Origin of the sequence: Butyricicoccus faecihominis (genome assembly GCF_014648015.1) — a bacterium.
In the GTDB taxonomy this organism is placed as follows: Bacteria; Bacillota; Clostridia; order Oscillospirales; family Butyricicoccaceae; genus Agathobaculum; species Agathobaculum butyriciproducens.
In genome coordinates, this window is the sequence record NZ_BMQH01000019.1 from 1 (window position 1) to 17411 (window position 17411).

The window sequence follows — 17411 nt, forward strand, 5'->3', positions numbered from 1 at the left end:
CCGTTCAGGTGCCATACGAAAATCTTCTTGCCGTCAGCCTTCTCGAGAGCAGCCCACTCGGAAGCCATTGCATGGAAGTGGTACTGGTCGAGGGTGATGCCGACCAGCGGATGATTCACCTCAGTAACGATGTCGTAAGCGTACTCGAAGCGGTTGATGGACATGGTCGGTGCGCCGCAGAACTCGATGGACAGCTTGATGCCGTGCGGCTCAACCTTCTTTACCATCTCCTTGAGGACTGCAACAGCATCAGCCTTGATCTCGTCCACGGTAGCCGGAACGGTCAGATCCATGGACGGTACAACAACGATCATCTTGCAGCCCAGCTTGTTGCAGTCTGCGATGATCTGATCCAGCTTTGCCATAACGGCGTCCTTTTCCTCCTGGGTCTGCTTCATGTTGAAGAAGATCAGAGCGTTGTAGGACAGCATCTTCAGGTGGTGCTTCGGGTCAGCGAACCATGCGCCGAGATCATCGATGGTGTACTTGCCGGCAGCGATCTCGCGGTCGAGGCACTCGGACTGGATGTCGATGTAGTCAAAGCCGTACTTCTCGCACAGGTCGAGGTCTTCAAGTACGGAGTGGTTTTCGCAGAAACGGTTGCAGCCTTCGTTAAAACCGATTTTCATAGCAGTAACTCCTTTTAACGTATCAATTTCACGTTGTAAAACGCGGTATAGTGGTTAAGGTGATATGCAAGGGCAGTAAAGCAGGAAGCTCTGCCACCCTTGCGAGTGAGTAGCAATGAATAGAAAATATGAGGTGGATTACTTCTTGTAGAAGTTCGGGGTGCCGCCGGTAACAACCTTCTCCGGCACACCGGAGGTCTGGGACTTAACCAGAGCGTCAGCGGTGATGGAAGCAACGTAGCCGTCCCAAGCAGAGGAGCCGCCGGTCTCACCCTTGAGTGCGTGGTCAACCCAGTCCTGAATCTCTACATCGTAAGAATCGATGAAGCGCAGGATCCAGTTGTCCTCGATCTTGGTGGAAACCTCGTTAGCGTAGCGAACGGTCGGGAAGGACGGGCACGGCAGGTTTACAACGCCGTTCTCACATACAACCTCGCAGTTGATGTCGTAGCCGAAGCCGCAGTTTACGTTAACCTCGAGCATGTTGATGATGCCGCCCTTGGTCTTCATGATCATGATCTGCGGGTCCTTCAGCGCGTTCTTAACCTTGCTGTTGGTCTTCGGCATGATGCACTGAACCTCGTCCCACTCGTCGTTTACCAGCCACGGCAGAACGTCGATCTCGTGGATTGCGGTATCGGTAACAGCCATTGCGGTGGTGTAGTCATCGGCAACGCCGTCTGCACGGTGGGTGCACTTGATTACCATGGGGGCACCGAACTTGCCGGAATCGATCAGCTCCTTGACCTGACGGTAGCCGCGGTCGTAACGGCGCATGAAGCCAACCTGTACGAGGTGCTTGCCGCCTGCCATCTCGGCCTCAACGATCTCCTTGCCGTCAGCAGCGGTGTTAGCCAGCGGCTTCTCGGAGAATACCGGCTTGCCGGCCTTGATCGCTGCCAGAACCGGACCCTTGTGGAACTGACCCGGGGTGGTAACTACAACAGCGTTTACGTCCGGATCGTTGATTGCTTCGTTGAAATCGGTGTAAACCTTGGTGCCGGCACCGGCGATCTCAGCGCCCTTCTTTGCGCCTTCTTCAAATACGTCGCATACGGCAACAATCTGTGCGCCGCGGATGCGGTTCTGGATACGCTCGATGTGCTCACGGCCGATCATGCCGCAGCCGATCAGTGCAATGTTCAGATTTTCCATGATAAAGCTCATCCTTTCAAAATATGCCGCTGTACGGCAGAGTTCAAGTCTAACGGATTATGTGCGAGTATTCGGGAGCCGCAGCATTGCTGCGACCCCTGAAAACTCGGAAAGAGAAGAGAGATTGTGTGTGTCTGTTTTACGCGCGCTTTGCGTTCTTGCGCATGTCGAGTACAACCGAACCGACAATGATAACGCCCTTGACAATGTTGGTCATGTTATCGTCTACCTTCAGCATAACCAGACCGTTATTGATAACGCCAAGGATCAGGATACCTGCCAGAACACCGGATACGCGGCAGATACCGCCGGTGTGGGAGGTGCCGCCTACGGTAGCCGCAGCGATAGCGTCCAGCTCGTAGTTCAGGCCGGAGTTTGCCGGGTCAGCCGAACCTGCGCGGCCTGCCAGCAGCATACCAGCGATAGCAGCACACAGCGAGCACCAGATGTAAACCAGAATCAGGTTCTTCTCAACATTGATACCAGCTACGCGGGCCGCCTGATCGTTGCCGCCGATAGCATATACGTTCTTACCAAAGCGTGTCTGGGTCAGCAGGAATGCCGAGATTGCGAACATTACGAAAAAAACAACGATGATGATTGGGAATACGCCGCCAATACGGTACGCACCCAGGAAACGGAACTGCTCAGACAGGTTAGAAACCGGACGGTTCGTATACATTTTAGCACCTGCACGGCAAATCAACTGTGCACCGAGAGTAGCGATAAAAGGCGGGATTTTGGTATAAGCAATGATCGCGCCGTAGATTGCGCCAATGCCTGCACCAAGTGCCAGACCAATCAGGATAACCAACGGAGCTGGCAGAGTGCCCACACCCGGCAGAATGGCATTTGCATAGCCTTCTGGCTGCACGAGCGAAGCGGTGATGCACGCAACTAACGCAGCGGATGCGCCGATCGTCAGGTCGATACCTTTAGAAAGGATTGCGAACATAACGCCAAAGGCCATGATACCCTTGACTGCCTCACCGGAGAGCAGTGTCAGCAGGTTATCCACCGAGAAAAAGCTGGGCTGTGCGATACTCATAATGATGACCAACACGATCAATACCAGCCAGATTGAATTCTGGGACAAGAATTTCTTCGTATTAAATGTTTTCTGCATACCATGTACCTTCTTTCTTATTGTTCATCCGCAGCAGGCTGATATGGTATCTCGCTGGTTGCATATTTGAGAATCAGCTCACTCGAGAAGTCTTTGCGATCCAGGATAGCGGTCATAATGCCTTCGTGCATAACTACGATACGGTCGGACATACCCATGACCTCGGGCAGCTCACTCGAAATCATGATAATGGCCTTACCCTCACCGGCAAGCTTTGTGATAAGCGAATGAATCTCTGCCTTTGCACCAACATCAATACCGCGTGTCGGTTCGTCAACGATCAGAATATCCGGATTGGTCAGCAGCCAGCGCCCAACCAGCACCTTCTGCTGATTGCCGCCCGACAGATTCTGAATGGGCGTTTCGATAGACGGCGTTTTGGTGTTGAGTTTTTTAACGTATTCTTCGGTGTCTTCGCGCATTTTCTTATGATTCAGCGGGAATCCGTACTTTTTCAGGTTTGCCAGCACCGTATTATCCTGAATGCTCAGCAAGCCGACAATACCGTTGCCGCGCCGATCCTCTGTGAGCAGGCCAATCTTGTTGGCGATCGCATCCTCAGGAGACTTGATGTGCAGTTCCTGACCGTCTTTATAGATTTTGCCGCCTGTCATATGGCGCATGCCGAAGATTGCTTCCGCCGTCTCGGTGCGGCCCGCACCGACCAGACCCGCCATACCCAGAATTTCACCACGATGCAGTTCAAACGAAACATTTTTAACTGCGCGGCCGGCAGACAAATTTTCCACTTTAAGAATGGTTTCCCCGATCGGACACTCTACCTTGGGAAACATGTTGTTCACTTCGCGTCCAACCATCAACTGAATAACCTTGTCTACATTAAGGTTTTCCGCGCGATCCGTAGCGATGTATTCGCCGTCGCGATAAACCGTGATATCGTCCGAAATCCGGAAGATTTCGTCCATTTTGTGCGAGATATAAATGATAGCAACATTTTTTTCCTTGAGTTCTGCAATAATGCGAAACAAATGCTCGACCTCTGCATCGGTTAGCGAGGACGTAGGCTCGTCCATGATAACAATACGGCTGTCATAGGATACAGCCTTGGCAATCTCAACCATCTGCATCTTTGCAACGGTCAGGTTACCCATCTTCTCATCCGGATCAACGTCCAGATTCAGCTTGTTGAACAGCTCAATGCTGTCCTGCCGCATTTTTTTATGATCGATGATCAGTCCCTTGCGCGGTGCGCGTCCCAGCCACAGGTTTTCGCAAACGCTGCGCTCGGGAACCGGAGACAGCTCCTGATGGATCATGGAAATGCCGGAATTCAGTGCCTCAAGCGTATTTTTGAACTGGATCTCCTTGCCTTCAAATACAATCTTGCCGGATGTAGGCGGATGAATGCCGATTAGACATTTCATCAAGGTAGACTTGCCTGCGCCGTTTTCGCCCATCAGCGTATGAACGGTACCGGGCCGCACCTTGAGCTGTACGCCTTTCAGTGCGCGTACACCGGGGAATTCCTTGACAATATCGGTCATTTCGAGGATATATTCTTGGCTCACTGCTTTTCACCCCATTATCTTGTTTGATTTAGGAAAGGGACATCGTTTCAATGTCCCTTTCCTCCTGACTGTGTGCTTATTCGTAATCTGCTACATTGTCCGGGGTAACAGGTTCGAACGGTACCCAGCAAATATTGCCAGTCTCATCGGTTTCATAATCCGTACCATCGTTGATTGCCTTGCCCTCGATCAGATTAACTGCAGCCTTCACAGCGCCATAGCCCTGACCGTTGGCATCCTGGAATACGGTCATCGCGAGCGTACCATCCTTGATTGCCTGAATACCATCTACCGTTGCATCGATGCCAACGATCGGGATCGAAGTCGGATCCATGCCCTTAGCCTTCAGCGCCTCTACCGCACCAAGTGCCATCGCATCGTTGTTCGCGATGATGCAGTCAAATTCGGTGTTGCCCAGCAGCGGAGAAATCATGTCCATTGCGTTTGCACGGTCATAATCTGCAACCAGCGGAGCCGCCGCCTGCGTTGCCTTGATGCCATTGTCCTCCAATGCCTTCAGTACGGAAGCGGAGCGCTGTTCAGTATGTACCAGACCCAGCGTGCCCTGCAGCATCAGATACTTAATCTCGGTCTTGCCCTTATCCTTGAAGTAATTAGCCAAAAATTCACCCTGATAGTAACCGGAGGTGTTCTCATTGGAAACAACCGCTACGGACTTGCCTGCTTCCAGAACGCTGGTATCGGACGGTGCGCGGTTAACGAAAACAACCTTCATATCACCGGCAGCCTCGATGCACTGCTGTGCCGTTGCGGCATCTACCAGATTGATCAGCACTGCGTCATCGCCTGCATTTTTAGCAGATTCGATAAACTGGAGCATCTTGCCGGTATCGTTCTGTGCGTCCTGCGAAGCGAGCGTAACGCCAAGCTCATCAGCCGCCGACTTTGAGCCAGCTTCCAACGTGCTCAGGAACTCATCACGCAGCGACATAATCAGCGTCATGCTATAGCCATCGCCCGATGCCTTGTCTCCACCCTGTGCGTTGCCATTCGAATCAGAACTGCCGCCGCAGCCTGCCAGCATGGATGCCATCATTGCCGATGCAATCAATCCTGCGAAAAGTCTTTTTTTCATTTGCTTTTACCTCATCTTTCTCAACTTTTTTCTTAGCCGTATACGTTCACATTTTGGAAAAATGCGATTTACGCTTGCCTTGATTTAGTTTTACACTCTTTTTCGATGTGCGTCAACCGGCTTTTTGAATTTTCACCAAACCGCACAGATGAATCTTGAGAAAACTGGTGATTCTGTCTGCACAAAATTGTGATTTTATAGGCTTTGCACGACAGAGCGGGGGAATCGCTTATGCAAAACTACCCGCCTCAGATGCGGGATCTGACTGTTAGTTCAATCTCGTAACAACTCGGTATTCGTTTCTGATTTCACGTGTTTTGCTCGTTTTATGGCGTTTACAGAAGATACATTGTACAAAAATATGAACAAAACACGGAAGGTCCGGAAAAGAGTGCATTTTTGCGTGCACGGCTCGAATGAGCAGAATCCGTACACGTGCACAATATTGTGAATACCGCTTTATTCACTTTAGATATAGACTTATTAGGGGTATTATGTTATGCTTTAACTATAAAAACGGGAAAGAACCGTTCTGACAGAGGTGATATCATATGGCAATTACCCTGAATCAAATTGCTGAGATTTGCGGTGTGTCCCGCGGTACAGTCGATCGGGCACTCCATAATAAAGGAAATGTTCGCCCTGCGGTGGCGGAGCGGATCAAGGCGGTAGCCAACGAATATGGCTACACCCCCAACCGTGCCGGACTGGCACTGTCCCGCACATCGCATCCGATTCGCATCGGCGTGATCATGTTTTCGGTGCAGACCCCGTTCATGCAGATCGTTCTGGATGCCGCCCGGCGCGAAGCCCGCCGTCTGGCCGCGTTCAGCGTGGAGGTCATCTTCCGGCTGTCGCCCTCGCTCGATCCGGTCGAACAGGTCTCGATGATCGAGGAGCTGGTCGAGCAGCATCATATCAGTGCGCTGGCGATCACGCCGCTCGACTGTCTGCTGGTCGAAACCAAGATCAACGAGCTGATCGACCAACGCGGAATACCGGTCGTTACGTTTAACACCGATCTTCCCAACATCCGTCGGCTGTGCTATGTTGGGCAGGAAAACCTTTCTTCCGGCCGTACAGTGGCCGAGCTGATGCGTCTGGTGGCGCGGGAGAGCGGCACGGTGGCTACGATCAGTGCGCCCTGTATGTATCACAGTGCGTACCGCGAACGTCTGAAGGGCTTTAAGGAGGAGCTGCTTACCCCCGATTCGTCGCTTCAGCTGCGGGATGTCATGCTGCCGAACGATGACAGCAATGTGGTTTACGAGCATACGCTCCGTCTGCTGCAGGAGGTTCCCGATCTGACCGGTATCTACGCGATCACACCGGGTTATGCGGGCGTATGCAGTGCGCTGGTCGATTCCGGCCGCGCACGAGGGGTGCACCTGATCATGCACGATGAGATCCCCGCCAACCTGTACGAGCTTCGGCGCGGTGTTGCGGATTTTGTCATCGGACAGGATGCGGTGCAGCAGGGCGCACTGCCGCTGTCCCTGTTGGCTGATTACATTCAACTCAAACAGCAGCCGCCGAAGGAGTTTTACCATACCGATATTCGGGTGCTGCTGCGACACAATATCGAAAATTTGCTTTAATCCGGGTCAGGAGGTATTATGTCTGTTCCGCTTCCGGCATTTCGCCGTGTCAGACTAACGCAGCAATGTGTGATTCATCCGCAGGATAAGGGCGGCAACTATCTGCCTTGCGCCTCGGAGGATTGGGTGCTGTTTGTTTCGCTTGCTGCGGACGGGGAGAAGATCATTCTGCGGACCGAGCACCGTTGTCTGCCGATCAAACCCGGCGGCGCGCTGCTGCTGCCGCCGAATGTCTGTCACGAGCTGCCGTTCGTACAGGCACCCTGTCTGATGCTGGAATTTTCCGCCGCGGATGACGGACAGGCGATGTTTGAGTTTCCGCAGTTACAGGGAACACCGGCATGGACGTTGCTGCAGCTGCTCTACTCGGAACAGACCACGGCTACCGCCCGGACACCGCTTTTAGATGCGCTGCTGATGCAGATGGCGCCTATGGCGCATGGCTTCGAGCTGTGTGCGCCGGATGCCGCATTCTCGCTTGCAACCGAGGTATTGCAGCATTTGAACCTGTGCTTTGCCGATGAGCTTTCGCTGACCGAGCTGACCAATCGGTTTCACGTTTCGACCAGCCACATGATCCATATGTTCAAGGCGCAGTTCGGCCTGCCGCCCATTCAGTATATGGTGCGCCGCCGGATCGGGGAAGCGCAGCATCTGCTCCGCACAACGGAGGACAGTGCGGGCGATATTGGCGGTCGGGTCAGCATGATCAACCGCAATTACTTTTACCGGATGTTCAAGCGTCTGGTGGGGGTATCGCCAGTTCGATACCGCGAGGTCATTGGCGAACGCCCGGATATGCTGGCTTGAGGAAACGACTTTACGGGATCGAGCAGGACCCGATGGAGATCTGGTCTACGCAGTACGCTGCCATGCTGGAGGTGCTCGCAGCCGCGGATGTCCGTTAAATACTTGGGTCTACGTCAAGCGTTTCGGTATCCTGGAAAATTTTATCCGGTTCATTACTGTTACCTGCACAAGACACAACCCCTGGTTTCCGGTTCCGATCCGGTTTCCGTGGTCTAAATAATCAAGACGGCGGAAACCTCTGCATCATACGCAAAACAACCGAGCGACTGCATTTTCAGCCGCTCGGTTGTTTTGTCTGCGTTGCTCCGCACAGATATCTTATTGTATATAGCGCCGTGCGGCATCACGCCTGCCGCCGTTTCTTCTCCCGGATGAGCGTGGACTTGCTGATGCCGGTCAGCTTGACGACCTGCGCGTAGGAATGGTCCGCGAGCAGCGTCATTGCGTGGTCGAGCTGCTCGGCATCGAATTTAGGCGGGCGGCCCTCACGGAAATTCGGGTCGGTCGCGCGCGCGACCGCCTTGCCCTCCTGCGTGCGCTGCACGATCATGTCGCGCTCGAACTGCGCGAACGACAGCAGCACGTTGCGCAGCAGCGTGTTGACCGAGTCGTTGGACAGGATGCCGAGGTTCAATACGTTGATGGTAATGCCCTCGTCGATCATCTCGGTGATGAGGCCGGACGCCTGCGACACCGACCGCGCGAGGCGGTCGAGCTTTGTCACGATGAGCACATCGCCGCGCCGCAGCTGCGCCCGCAGCCTGTCGAACTCCGGGCGCTCGATCTTCGTGCCGGTGAAGGTGTCCGTATAGATTTTTTCCGCGCCCGCCGCCGTCAGCGCCGCCTGCTGCGCCTCCAGACTGTTGCCGTCGCGCGCCTGCGTTTTGGTGGATACTCTCGCGTAGCCGAATATCATGTAAATTCCCCCGTTTTCCCGGTTTTGACACCACGAGTTTTGAATATAGGTTTTGATACCTCTATTATAACTTATGACGCCGAGTTTTGCAACCGGTGGCAATACTTGAAGGTTTTGAGACAGACCGGCACCAACTCAACCGATGCTGCACATCCTCTGCCTCACGGCAGCAAAACCTTAAAATGTGATTTAACCGTAATAACTCGCTCATAAAATGTGAATCAATCGAAAATTCTCCCTTTAATTTTGTGCAGATAATTGCATTTCTTCCTCTGTCGGGGTATAATACCCTCATAAGAGGTGAACCCAAATGCTTTATCTAAAACGCAAAATCGACGCTTTTCTGTCGGAATGGAAAGCAAATCCGGATAAAAAGCCGCTTATCGTCAAAGGGCCGCGGCAGGTCGGCAAGACCGAATCCATTCAGCGCTTTGCCGCAGAGAACTACACGAGCGTTATCACGATCAATTTCGTGGAGGAGCCAAAGTACAAAATGATCACCGCGGACGGCTACAAAGCGGCGGATATCATCAAAAATATCTCGCGTATCGACCCGTCTAAGCGGTTTATTGAGGGTGAAACCCTGATTTTCTTTGACGAACTGCAGGAGTTTCCCGACATTGCGACCGCGCTCAAATTCTTCAAAATCGACGGCCGGTTCGACGTCATTTGCAGCGGTTCCATGCTCGGTCTCAACTACCGTAAAATTGAGAGCAACAGCGTCGGCTACAAGACCGATTACGAAATGTTCTCACTGGATTTTGAGGAATTTTTGTGGGCCGGCGGCTACGACGATGCCTTTATTGACGATATGCTGACGCACATGTGCACGCTGACGCCGTTTAACAAACTGGAAATGTCGGTCTGCGGCGAGCTGTTCCTTAACTACTGCATTCTCGGCGGCATGCCTGCCGTTGTCCGCGAATTCATCGAAAAGGGCACGTTTGAAGGCTCACTCGAAACCCAGCGCCAGCTTATCGCGGACTACAAGGAGGATATCCGCAAATACGCGGACGGCATGGACCAGACCCGCATTTTGAACGTGTTTCAGCACATCCCGGTCCAGCTTGCCAAGGACAACAAGAAATTCCAGATTTCCAAGGTCGCCTCCGGTGCGCGTTTCCGCGATTACCGCGGCTGCATTGAGTGGCTGAACGATGCCGGCATGGTCAACATCTGCTACTGCCTGAATTTCCCGGAACTGCCGCTCAAGGGCAATTACGACGAGACAAAGTACAAGCTGTATTTTGCGGACAGCGGCCTGCTTGTGGCCATGCTCGATGAGGAGGCGCAGGAGGACTTGCGCGCCAACAAAAACCTCGGCGTGTACAAGGGCGCACTGTATGAGAATGTGGTCGGTGAGGCGCTCGTCAAGGCCGGGTATCAGCTGTATTACTACAAGCGCGAGGATTCCACGCTCGAGCAGGATTTCTTCGTCCGCACGGCATCCGCGCTCATTCCTGTCGAGGTCAAGGCCCAGAGAGGCACGGCGAAGTCTCTGCGCACGCTCATCACCAGTGATAAGTATGAGGATATTCACTATGGCATCAAATTTACCGCCGGAAATATCGGGTTTAGTGACGATATTTATACATTCCCGTACTTTTGCGCGTTTCTGCTCAAACGGTATCTGGCGGGTGAGCAGAGCGAAAAGTTGTAACTTTGTGACGTTGTAACTTTATAACTTTACATTCTGACCAGCATAAAAAAGGAGAAGCTGCAACCGCAGTTTCTCCTTTTTTCATTACTTATTTGCTGCCTTACAGCCGATATAGAAACGTCATAATCTGCGCTCTGGTGCAGTGCTGGTTCGGCGTCACAGTGAGAGCGGTCGGGTTGATGGTAAACGCCCCGCTGTCAGATGCCAAATCGCTTACCGCTTCAAATACCGAGAGTGTCAACTGACCGCTATCTCGTCTACAGTTTGAGTCTAAGCAAATAACATAAATCTCCTCGGAACCATACCCTATATTCTATCCGTCTAATCCGAATATAAATCGTTCTAACGTATGAGATGGAAGGTGGATGTGACGCTGTAAATCAATAGTATATAACTTTATAACGTTGTAAAGTTATAACTTTTATTTAGATAAATATTTTATAAAACACAAAATTCCGACAAAATATGCCTTATTTTGTCGGAATTTCTTGCATATAAAGTTCTAACGTTACAACTTTACAACGTTACGCAAAAAACTGATCGAGTGCCTGCCGTACCAGCTCGGACATATCGCAGTCGCGGTGGAAGGCTGCCGCCTTGAGCTGCTTATGCTGCTCCGGGCGCAGACGCACGGTCACCTGCACGGTGGAGGCTTTCTTCTTTTCCGCAGTCGGCGCGGCAGCGGTTTCCTGTGCCGGCTGCGGCTCCTCGTCCTTGCGGCCGATCATATTCTTAAACATTTCCTCTGCGCTGAGTCTTGCCATTACTGTTCCCTCTCCTTCTCCACAAACTCCTTGACGAAATTCAGACAGTCATTCACAAAATTCCGGCTGGCCTCGGAAACGCGCTCGCCCTTGGTCTGTGCCTTGCTCTCGATGTAGTCGAACACGTTCTCCTGCACAGCCTGCGCTTCCTTGATGATCACGTTACTGCGGATGGTCGTGCGGTAAACATCCGCGCCCATGTAGTCCGCGATCTTCTCGGTCAGCTCCTGAATGGTCTTGGTGACGCGGGTGCGCTCGGTGCGCGTGAGCAGCACGCCGTCGATCCTGAGAGCCGGATTGGTGTATTTCTTCACCGACTTGTAAGTATCATACAGCTGGGTGATGCCGGACGCTGCAAAGGTCTCCGCCATGGTCGGGATGAGCAGATAGTCGGCAGCGGTCAGGGCGTTCACGGTCAGCAGACCAAGCGACGGCGGACAGTCGATAAGAATGTAATCGTATTCTTCCGCAACGCCGGTCTGCTCATCCCGCAGCTTCTCGCGAAGCGTCATCTCTTTGCCGACATTGTGCAGCTCCTGCTCAATGCCCGCAAGGATAGTGTTCGCCGGAATGATATCGCAGCTGGGTGTGTGCTGGATGGCCTCCCGCGCCGAGACCGTGCCCTTCATGACCTCGTACATGGTTGCGCTGTCCTGATTTTCGGCAGCTACCGACATCGACAGATTGCCCTGCGGGTCGCAGTCGATCGTCAGCACGCTGAAGCCCTGCTTTTTCAGACCGGCCGCCAGTGTGCCTGTCGTTGTGGTTTTCGCAACGCCGCCTTTCTGGTTGGCCAGTGCAAATATCGCAGACATGTTCTCCACCTCTTTCAACTTTATAAAGTTATAACTGTTTAACGTTATTCTTATTATATACCTGTGCAGTTATAACGTCAAGACTGTGTAACTTTATAACGTTATCTCTTTCTATATGTTCAGAGATTCATTCAGATCGTGTATTTCTCACTCTTTTCTCTCCTTTTCTGTCAGGAAGATTGAGTAGTGAAGTTTGAATAAAGAAGTTTTAGTAGGTAAGGATTTTACTATATCAGCCTGTTTTGCATCTGCTCAAAAAGCATCTTGTCTTTCAGCATACTGCCTGTAAACAGAGTACCCTGTAAAATCAGGGTAATGGTATGGCAGACAAAGAAAAATGACGGCTTTTCTGCCGTCATCGGTGTTTGGGGATGGAAATATGATTTTCCGGGCACGACCATAAGCCATGAGGTCAATCATGGCTTAAAAGGTTATTCGGTTTCCTGCGAATGGCGTTTTGCTTTTACGCGCTCAAGCCACTCCAGTTCCCAGTCGGCCAGCGGCTGCTCGGGTGTGCCGGTGCTGACTGGCTCGGCCTGCGAAGGCTGCAGCAGCTTCTGATGGTAGGTATACAGGGAAGTCTGTAAGTATGCAACCGGGTTTTCGATGCGGCCGAAGTCGATCGTGACGCTGTTCAGAAAGCGTTCCATGCTTTCCTGAGAAATACGGCGGGAGATCTGCTCGCGATGCTCCTGCGTGACCGCAGCGCCCTTGATGAACAGCTTGTCTGCGTACTTGATGTTGCAGACTGCCGTTACGACCGTTCCGGTCAGCTCGCTGCCGAACTGACGGCGGAGCGCGTCGGCGTTGATCTGCTGCTCGATCTGCCTGCGCAGCCTGCGGCGGACGGCACGCGGCTTGTCCTTTTGGTTAACACACACGTTTTTACGGATGCGGGAAACCTGCGTTTTGATCTTCGCAAGGAAGCCGTCGATCGTGGCTACGGTGGAGACAGAGCCGTCGATGTGGTAGTTGGTCAGGTACGGCGTTTCCAGATCGGGCGTCTCGCAGAGCTTATATTCGTAGGTCCAGTGATTCTCCTGACCGGAAGGGAAACGGTGCTGCTTGAGCAGGCCGGAAATCTTGAAGCGCTTCCAGAGCGTCGAGAAATGTTTTACTTTCTCCATGCAGAACGCACGGATTCCCTCGGGACGGAGAACGAAGTCGGGAATCTTCATCAGATGGCTGACGAGGGCGAACAGTCCCTTGCTGGCAAGGGAAATGGTCTTGTCGCGCAGGACCGAGGTGGAAATGTTGGTGTAGTCGCGCTGGGCGTCGGAAATGCAGGCAACATCACCGTTCGGGCGGTCGATGGACGGGGAATAGACGAAGTCCACCGGCTCGGACGGGTGCTGCATCAGGTTGTAGACATGACAGAACGCACCATTTTCCGCCTGGGAAAAATAGTGCTGCAGGTATCCCTTTTGCTTGAGCTCCTTCCACGCCGCGTTCAGCAGATAGCCGCTGTCCGAGCAGGCATAGCCGAGACGGCGCTTGCTGAGCGCGAAATCCGGCAGGCCGACAAAAGACTTGATGACGGCAAACAGACCCTTCGCCTCGAGGGAAAGCGTTCTGTCGCGCAGAACTTCGTTGTAGATTGTCGTGTAGCCGGCTGCGGACATTGCTTTCCCTCCTTTCCGATGGTCGATTTTTGCAGAAGAAACAAAAAATCGTCTGATGCTCTCACACCAGACGATTGAAAAACCATGTCTAAATTCGTATCAAAAATCGAAAATTCGTAATGTTGCACAAGTAAAATGTGCCGTGTTAAGCAGAAAAATTGATTTTTGTCGAAAAACGCGCGTCTTATTGACATAACCGCTTGTTGAATGTATAATGATTATACAGTAAGCGGTATGCGCCATTTGGCGCGTTACTGGTCTCAGGCTAGTGAGATCTTACCGCCCGCTGGTGTTGGTCGCACCAAGTGGCGGATACCGTTTATCAAAGAGCTGATGTTTCCTAGGCATCGGCTCTTTTGTTTTTCCTGTAATTAAGAATACCATGGAAAATAAGGAATGTCAATCTTAATCAGGTGAAGTTGAAAAATACTCGGAAGAGTTGGTTTTTTTGGAATGAATCCGGGTTTTCCGGATATACTTGCAATGCCGCCTGATATGCGGTATACTATCGGTAGGCAAAAGGAAATCAGTATATCCATACTGAACAGCGAAAAGCCCCGGAGGTCACGACTCCGGGGCTTTTCTTATCGTTTGGGAGCAGGCAGATCAAACCTGAGGATGGCTACCAGCTTACTTTCTGTCCATCCATTTGCAGATGTAGTAGGCTACTACGCTTGCCGCAACAGAGAGTATAAAGGAAATCAGCCAATCCATGCTGAACACCCCCTTCCTCTACCTGTATGGGGGTGGTAGCCTGTACAGTATACCATGGATGTCGGATTGCAGCAAGGAAAGCCGAATATAGGTACAGTAGGGGAGCAGATGTTTGACTTCTCGGAATAAGACTTTCTGATTCGGATATACTTGCAAAGCCTACTGATATGCGGTATACTATCAGTAGGCCAAAAGATGAGAGTGTCCATACTGGACACAAAAATCCCCCAGAGACGCAACCTCTGGGGGATTTTCTATTCCGTTTTGTAGCAGGTGGCTTAGGCCTGAGGCTGGCTACCGATTATTTATCTCCGTCCAACCATTTACAGATGTAATTGGCGATTACACCTGCCACAACAGAGATAACAAAAGATGAGAGAATTTCCATACTGGAACACCCCCTTCCTCTACCTGTATGGGGGTGGTAGCCTGTACAGTATACCATGGATGTCGGATTGCAGCAAGGAATGTCGAATATGGTTGCAATGATTGCGGCTATGCAGTATACTCTTAATAAGAAATGGTGAAAGTGTCCATGGGGCACGAGAAAAGCTCCGGTGTTTCTGCACCGGAGCTTTTCTATTTGGGTAAGACTACATAAAGTTATAAAGTTACAAATTTATAACTGTTTAACGCTAAAACTTTGAATTGAGAGCCTATTAGAAGAAAAGGTTCTTTTTTCACAATATAACCGAAAGGAGCAGCGAAATGGTACAAAGATCGGTTTGCCTATGCGACGGAAAATACATCGGCATTGAGAGTATTTTCACAGTCATTGACGGAAAGCAGATCAATATTCCGGACAAGCTGTCCGCGCTTCGCACTAGAAGCCGCAAAGGTGAGCTGTTTTGTCCATGCGGCTGCGGTGCAAACCTTATTCTCGTTGCTGGAGACAGAAACCTGCGCGCACAGCATTTCCGTCTGAAGGACAGCGCCAGACAGCACGAGTGCACTGCTGAGACCGAGAGACCGCACTCAATCTATTCCAAGATCGTGCTGAAATGCTGGCTGGATGAAAAGCTGAACGTGCCCGATGTGGAAACGCGGGTTCCCATCTGTCTGGTCGGAGACACGGCGCGGAAATACGAGTTTTCGTTTGTGTCGCGGACGAGCAAACTTGCGGTTAGTTACAGCTGTAACCGCGCGAATCTGTCAGACGAGAAGATGGAAATTCTCCGTGCGAACAGCAGCGGTATTCGATTGATTTATATTGTTGATGCGTTGAACAGCTGTGGCAACGGTCAGTATCCGGAAGCATTGATGAAAGTGCAGGAGCGGCAGGGATATTGTCTGCTGCTGGACGTCGAGGAGATGGAGTATTCCACGGCGAAGCTGTCTGTGGTTTTCTACGCGCAGGACTGTACCGGTCTGTGGCGTGAGATCGAGTTTGCAGCAGGCGCGCTGCGTGAATTTTCGATCAGCGAGTACGGACGGCTGCTCTATCAAAACGCGCCACTGGCTGCTCTGTGTGAATGGAAAAAAAGCGAGTTTGAGCGCGAGGTACAGCAGGAAAAAATACGGCGAGAACAGCAGATGAAAGAGCTGCTTGAGCGTCCAGAGCGCGAGCAAAAGCAGCGGCCAAAACGAACGCAGACGCTGCCGGTCCGCAGACCGCAGAATACGAAAAGTGAGCGGCAGCGCGCGATGGAAAAACTGGTTCACGAGAAGGAAGAGGCCGGCCGCCGCGCGCAGAAAAAACAGAGAGAAGAAGCGTTTCGGCAGACGCTTGCGGAGCAGCTTAATCAGCAGGAAACGCAGGTCATTGACCCGGACGGAAACCGCTGGGTTAAATGCCGGTACTGCGGCCGGGTGGACAAAACGACAGCGTTTTCGTCTTATGGTGGACGCGGCAGTGTGAACCTCGGAACCTGCAAAATCTGTGATCGGAAGCCTGTATCGGAGCGCCGGTTTATTCAGAAATAGAGTATCGTACCTGTGAAAATTTTTCACGGTCTGCAGCAGCAGTTAGAGAAGAAAAAAGCAAGAAAACAGCATCTGTATGGCAAACAGAAATGTGCTTTACTATACTAAAGGTTAAAGATTCCGCAAGCATAAGGTTTTGGATAGCCACAAACCTGTTTCCTTAGTGGAATTTCCCCTGAAACCCCGAATAGCCACGACAAGGAGAAAATGAAAAATGAGAAAACGCAATCATCAGATCATTGTGCGTTTGGATGATGAAGAACTGCTCATGTTAAAGAGAAAAATCCACAGAAGCGACCTGACAATGGCGGAGTATTTCCGTCTGCTGATCGAAAATAGAGAGATCAAGATGATTGACCAAGATGTTCAGCATGACATGCGGCGGAAGCTGCAGGGCATCGCTGTGAATATCAATCAAATGGCGCGGCTTGCGCACATCTCCGGCAACGTTGATACGCAAACGCTCAAAAAGATTTCCGGGCAGCTTGAGAAGATCGAAGAAGAATTTGCAAAGTTGAGATAAAAAGCGGTCGCGGTCTGCATCATGTTCGGCGTCGTTCCCGGCACGCTGTTTCTTAAGCTCGGCTCTCCGTGGATCATCAAAGCGCTGCTCGGCGTGTTCATCATCGGACTGGGTATCGAAATGGCAACGCGCGGCCGTGCTAAACCGCACCGCCCGAACGCGCTGGCACGAACGCTTATCTCGTTCGCATCTGGCTTTATGGCGGGACTGTTCGGCATCAATCTGCTGTTTCTCGCCTATATGGAGCGCATTGCCGAAAACCGTCAGCAGTTCCGCACAAATGTCTGTTTTGTGTTTCTGATCGAAAACATTTTTCGCACGATCACCTATCTGTACAACGGTATGTTCTCAGTTTTCACCTTGCAGATTACCGCGATCTCTGTCCCGGCGGCGATCATCGGTCTCGCTATCGGTGGCCGGATCGACCGCCGCATTGATGAGAAACGCGCGAAGAAGGCGGTTATCATCGTCTTTATCATCGGTGGTATCAGCATTCTCGTGAAAGCGCTGCTGTTCCGAACATAAAAAGAT

At 51.7% G+C, this 17411-nt stretch carries 16 protein-coding genes; 6 read left to right on the plus strand and 10 right to left on the minus strand.

The genetic code is table 11. The annotated features are described in order from the left end of the window. The 5 genes from IEY11_RS13755 to IEY11_RS13775 all read right to left on the minus strand — a co-directional run. Nucleotides 1–629, minus strand: a 629-nt coding sequence (locus tag IEY11_RS13755; protein ID WP_188886834.1) for a sugar phosphate isomerase/epimerase family protein, incomplete at its 3' end; no start/stop codon positions are given. A gap of 138 nt (nucleotides 630–767) precedes the next feature. Next, nucleotides 768–1784 carry a Gfo/Idh/MocA family protein gene (locus IEY11_RS13760; protein WP_188886835.1) on the minus strand — a complete coding sequence of 339 codons (1017 nt, stop codon included), beginning with the start codon at nucleotides 1782–1784 and terminating at the stop codon, nucleotides 768–770. Nucleotides 1785–1923: 139 nt separating this feature from the next. Beyond that, on the minus strand, nucleotides 1924–2910 hold the full coding sequence (locus IEY11_RS13765; RefSeq protein ID WP_117491888.1) for an ABC transporter permease: 987 nt from the start codon (nucleotides 2908–2910) through the stop codon (nucleotides 1924–1926). A gap of 17 nt (nucleotides 2911–2927) precedes the next feature. Further along, entirely contained in the window at nucleotides 2928–4415 is a 1488-nt protein-coding gene (locus tag IEY11_RS13770; RefSeq protein WP_117491890.1) for a sugar ABC transporter ATP-binding protein, read from the minus strand. A 100-nt stretch (nucleotides 4416–4515) separates the two neighbouring features. Next, complete coding sequence (locus IEY11_RS13775) at nucleotides 4516–5535, minus strand: sugar ABC transporter substrate-binding protein (protein WP_188886836.1); 1020 nt, start codon at nucleotides 5533–5535, stop codon at nucleotides 4516–4518. 551 nt (nucleotides 5536–6086) lie between these two features. Between IEY11_RS13775 and IEY11_RS13780 the strand changes: the two genes are divergently transcribed. Together IEY11_RS13780 and IEY11_RS13785 are read left to right on the plus strand one after the other, a co-directional pair. After that, entirely contained in the window at nucleotides 6087–7133 is a 1047-nt protein-coding gene (locus tag IEY11_RS13780; protein WP_188886837.1) for a LacI family DNA-binding transcriptional regulator, read from the plus strand. 18 nt (nucleotides 7134–7151) lie between these two features. Next, nucleotides 7152–7943, plus strand: a complete 792-nt coding sequence (locus IEY11_RS13785) for a helix-turn-helix domain-containing protein (RefSeq protein WP_188886838.1) — start codon at nucleotides 7152–7154, stop codon at nucleotides 7941–7943. 343 nt (nucleotides 7944–8286) lie between these two features. On the opposite strand, the gene IEY11_RS13790 is transcribed toward IEY11_RS13785, so the two are convergent. Continuing rightward, entirely contained in the window at nucleotides 8287–8859 is a 573-nt protein-coding gene (locus tag IEY11_RS13790; protein ID WP_188886839.1) for a recombinase family protein, read from the minus strand. A gap of 310 nt (nucleotides 8860–9169) precedes the next feature. Here IEY11_RS13790 and IEY11_RS13795 point away from each other — a divergent pair, with 310 nt between their 5' ends. Continuing rightward, complete coding sequence (locus IEY11_RS13795; RefSeq protein ID WP_188886840.1) at nucleotides 9170–10519, plus strand: ATP-binding protein; 1350 nt, start codon at nucleotides 9170–9172, stop codon at nucleotides 10517–10519. A 524-nt stretch (nucleotides 10520–11043) separates the two neighbouring features. Here IEY11_RS13795 and IEY11_RS13800 read toward each other — a convergent pair. The 3 genes from IEY11_RS13800 to IEY11_RS13810 form a co-directional block, all read right to left on the minus strand. Further along, nucleotides 11044–11283: a hypothetical protein gene (locus IEY11_RS13800; RefSeq protein WP_117491941.1), complete on the minus strand. Its 240-nt coding sequence runs from the start codon at nucleotides 11281–11283 to the stop codon at nucleotides 11044–11046. Continuing rightward, nucleotides 11283–12098: a ParA family protein gene (locus IEY11_RS13805; RefSeq protein WP_188886841.1), complete on the minus strand. Its 816-nt coding sequence runs from the start codon at nucleotides 12096–12098 to the stop codon at nucleotides 11283–11285. Before IEY11_RS13805 ends, IEY11_RS13800 begins: the two co-directional genes overlap by 1 nt. 431 nt (nucleotides 12099–12529) lie before the next feature. Continuing rightward, on the minus strand, nucleotides 12530–13720 hold the full coding sequence (locus IEY11_RS13810) for a hypothetical protein (RefSeq protein WP_188886842.1): 1191 nt from the start codon (nucleotides 13718–13720) through the stop codon (nucleotides 12530–12532). 1422 nt (nucleotides 13721–15142) lie between these two features. Between IEY11_RS13810 and IEY11_RS13815 the strand changes: the two genes are divergently transcribed. Next, nucleotides 15143–16357: a DNA topoisomerase I gene (locus tag IEY11_RS13815; protein WP_188886843.1), complete on the plus strand. Its 1215-nt coding sequence runs from the start codon at nucleotides 15143–15145 to the stop codon at nucleotides 16355–16357. On the opposite strand, the gene IEY11_RS13820 is transcribed toward IEY11_RS13815, so the two are convergent. After that, on the minus strand, nucleotides 16344–16505 hold the full coding sequence (locus tag IEY11_RS13820; RefSeq protein WP_158574459.1) for a hypothetical protein: 162 nt from the start codon (nucleotides 16503–16505) through the stop codon (nucleotides 16344–16346). The genes IEY11_RS13815 and IEY11_RS13820 overlap by 14 nt on opposite strands. A 66-nt stretch (nucleotides 16506–16571) precedes the next feature. Here IEY11_RS13820 and IEY11_RS13825 point away from each other — a divergent pair, with 66 nt between their 5' ends. After that, nucleotides 16572–16880: a plasmid mobilization protein gene (locus tag IEY11_RS13825; protein ID WP_118286211.1), complete on the plus strand. Its 309-nt coding sequence runs from the start codon at nucleotides 16572–16574 to the stop codon at nucleotides 16878–16880. Between the two features lie 18 nt (nucleotides 16881–16898). After that, complete coding sequence (locus IEY11_RS13830; RefSeq protein ID WP_308744483.1) at nucleotides 16899–17405, plus strand: sulfite exporter TauE/SafE family protein; 507 nt, start codon at nucleotides 16899–16901, stop codon at nucleotides 17403–17405. Nucleotides 17406–17411 lie beyond the last annotated feature (6 nt).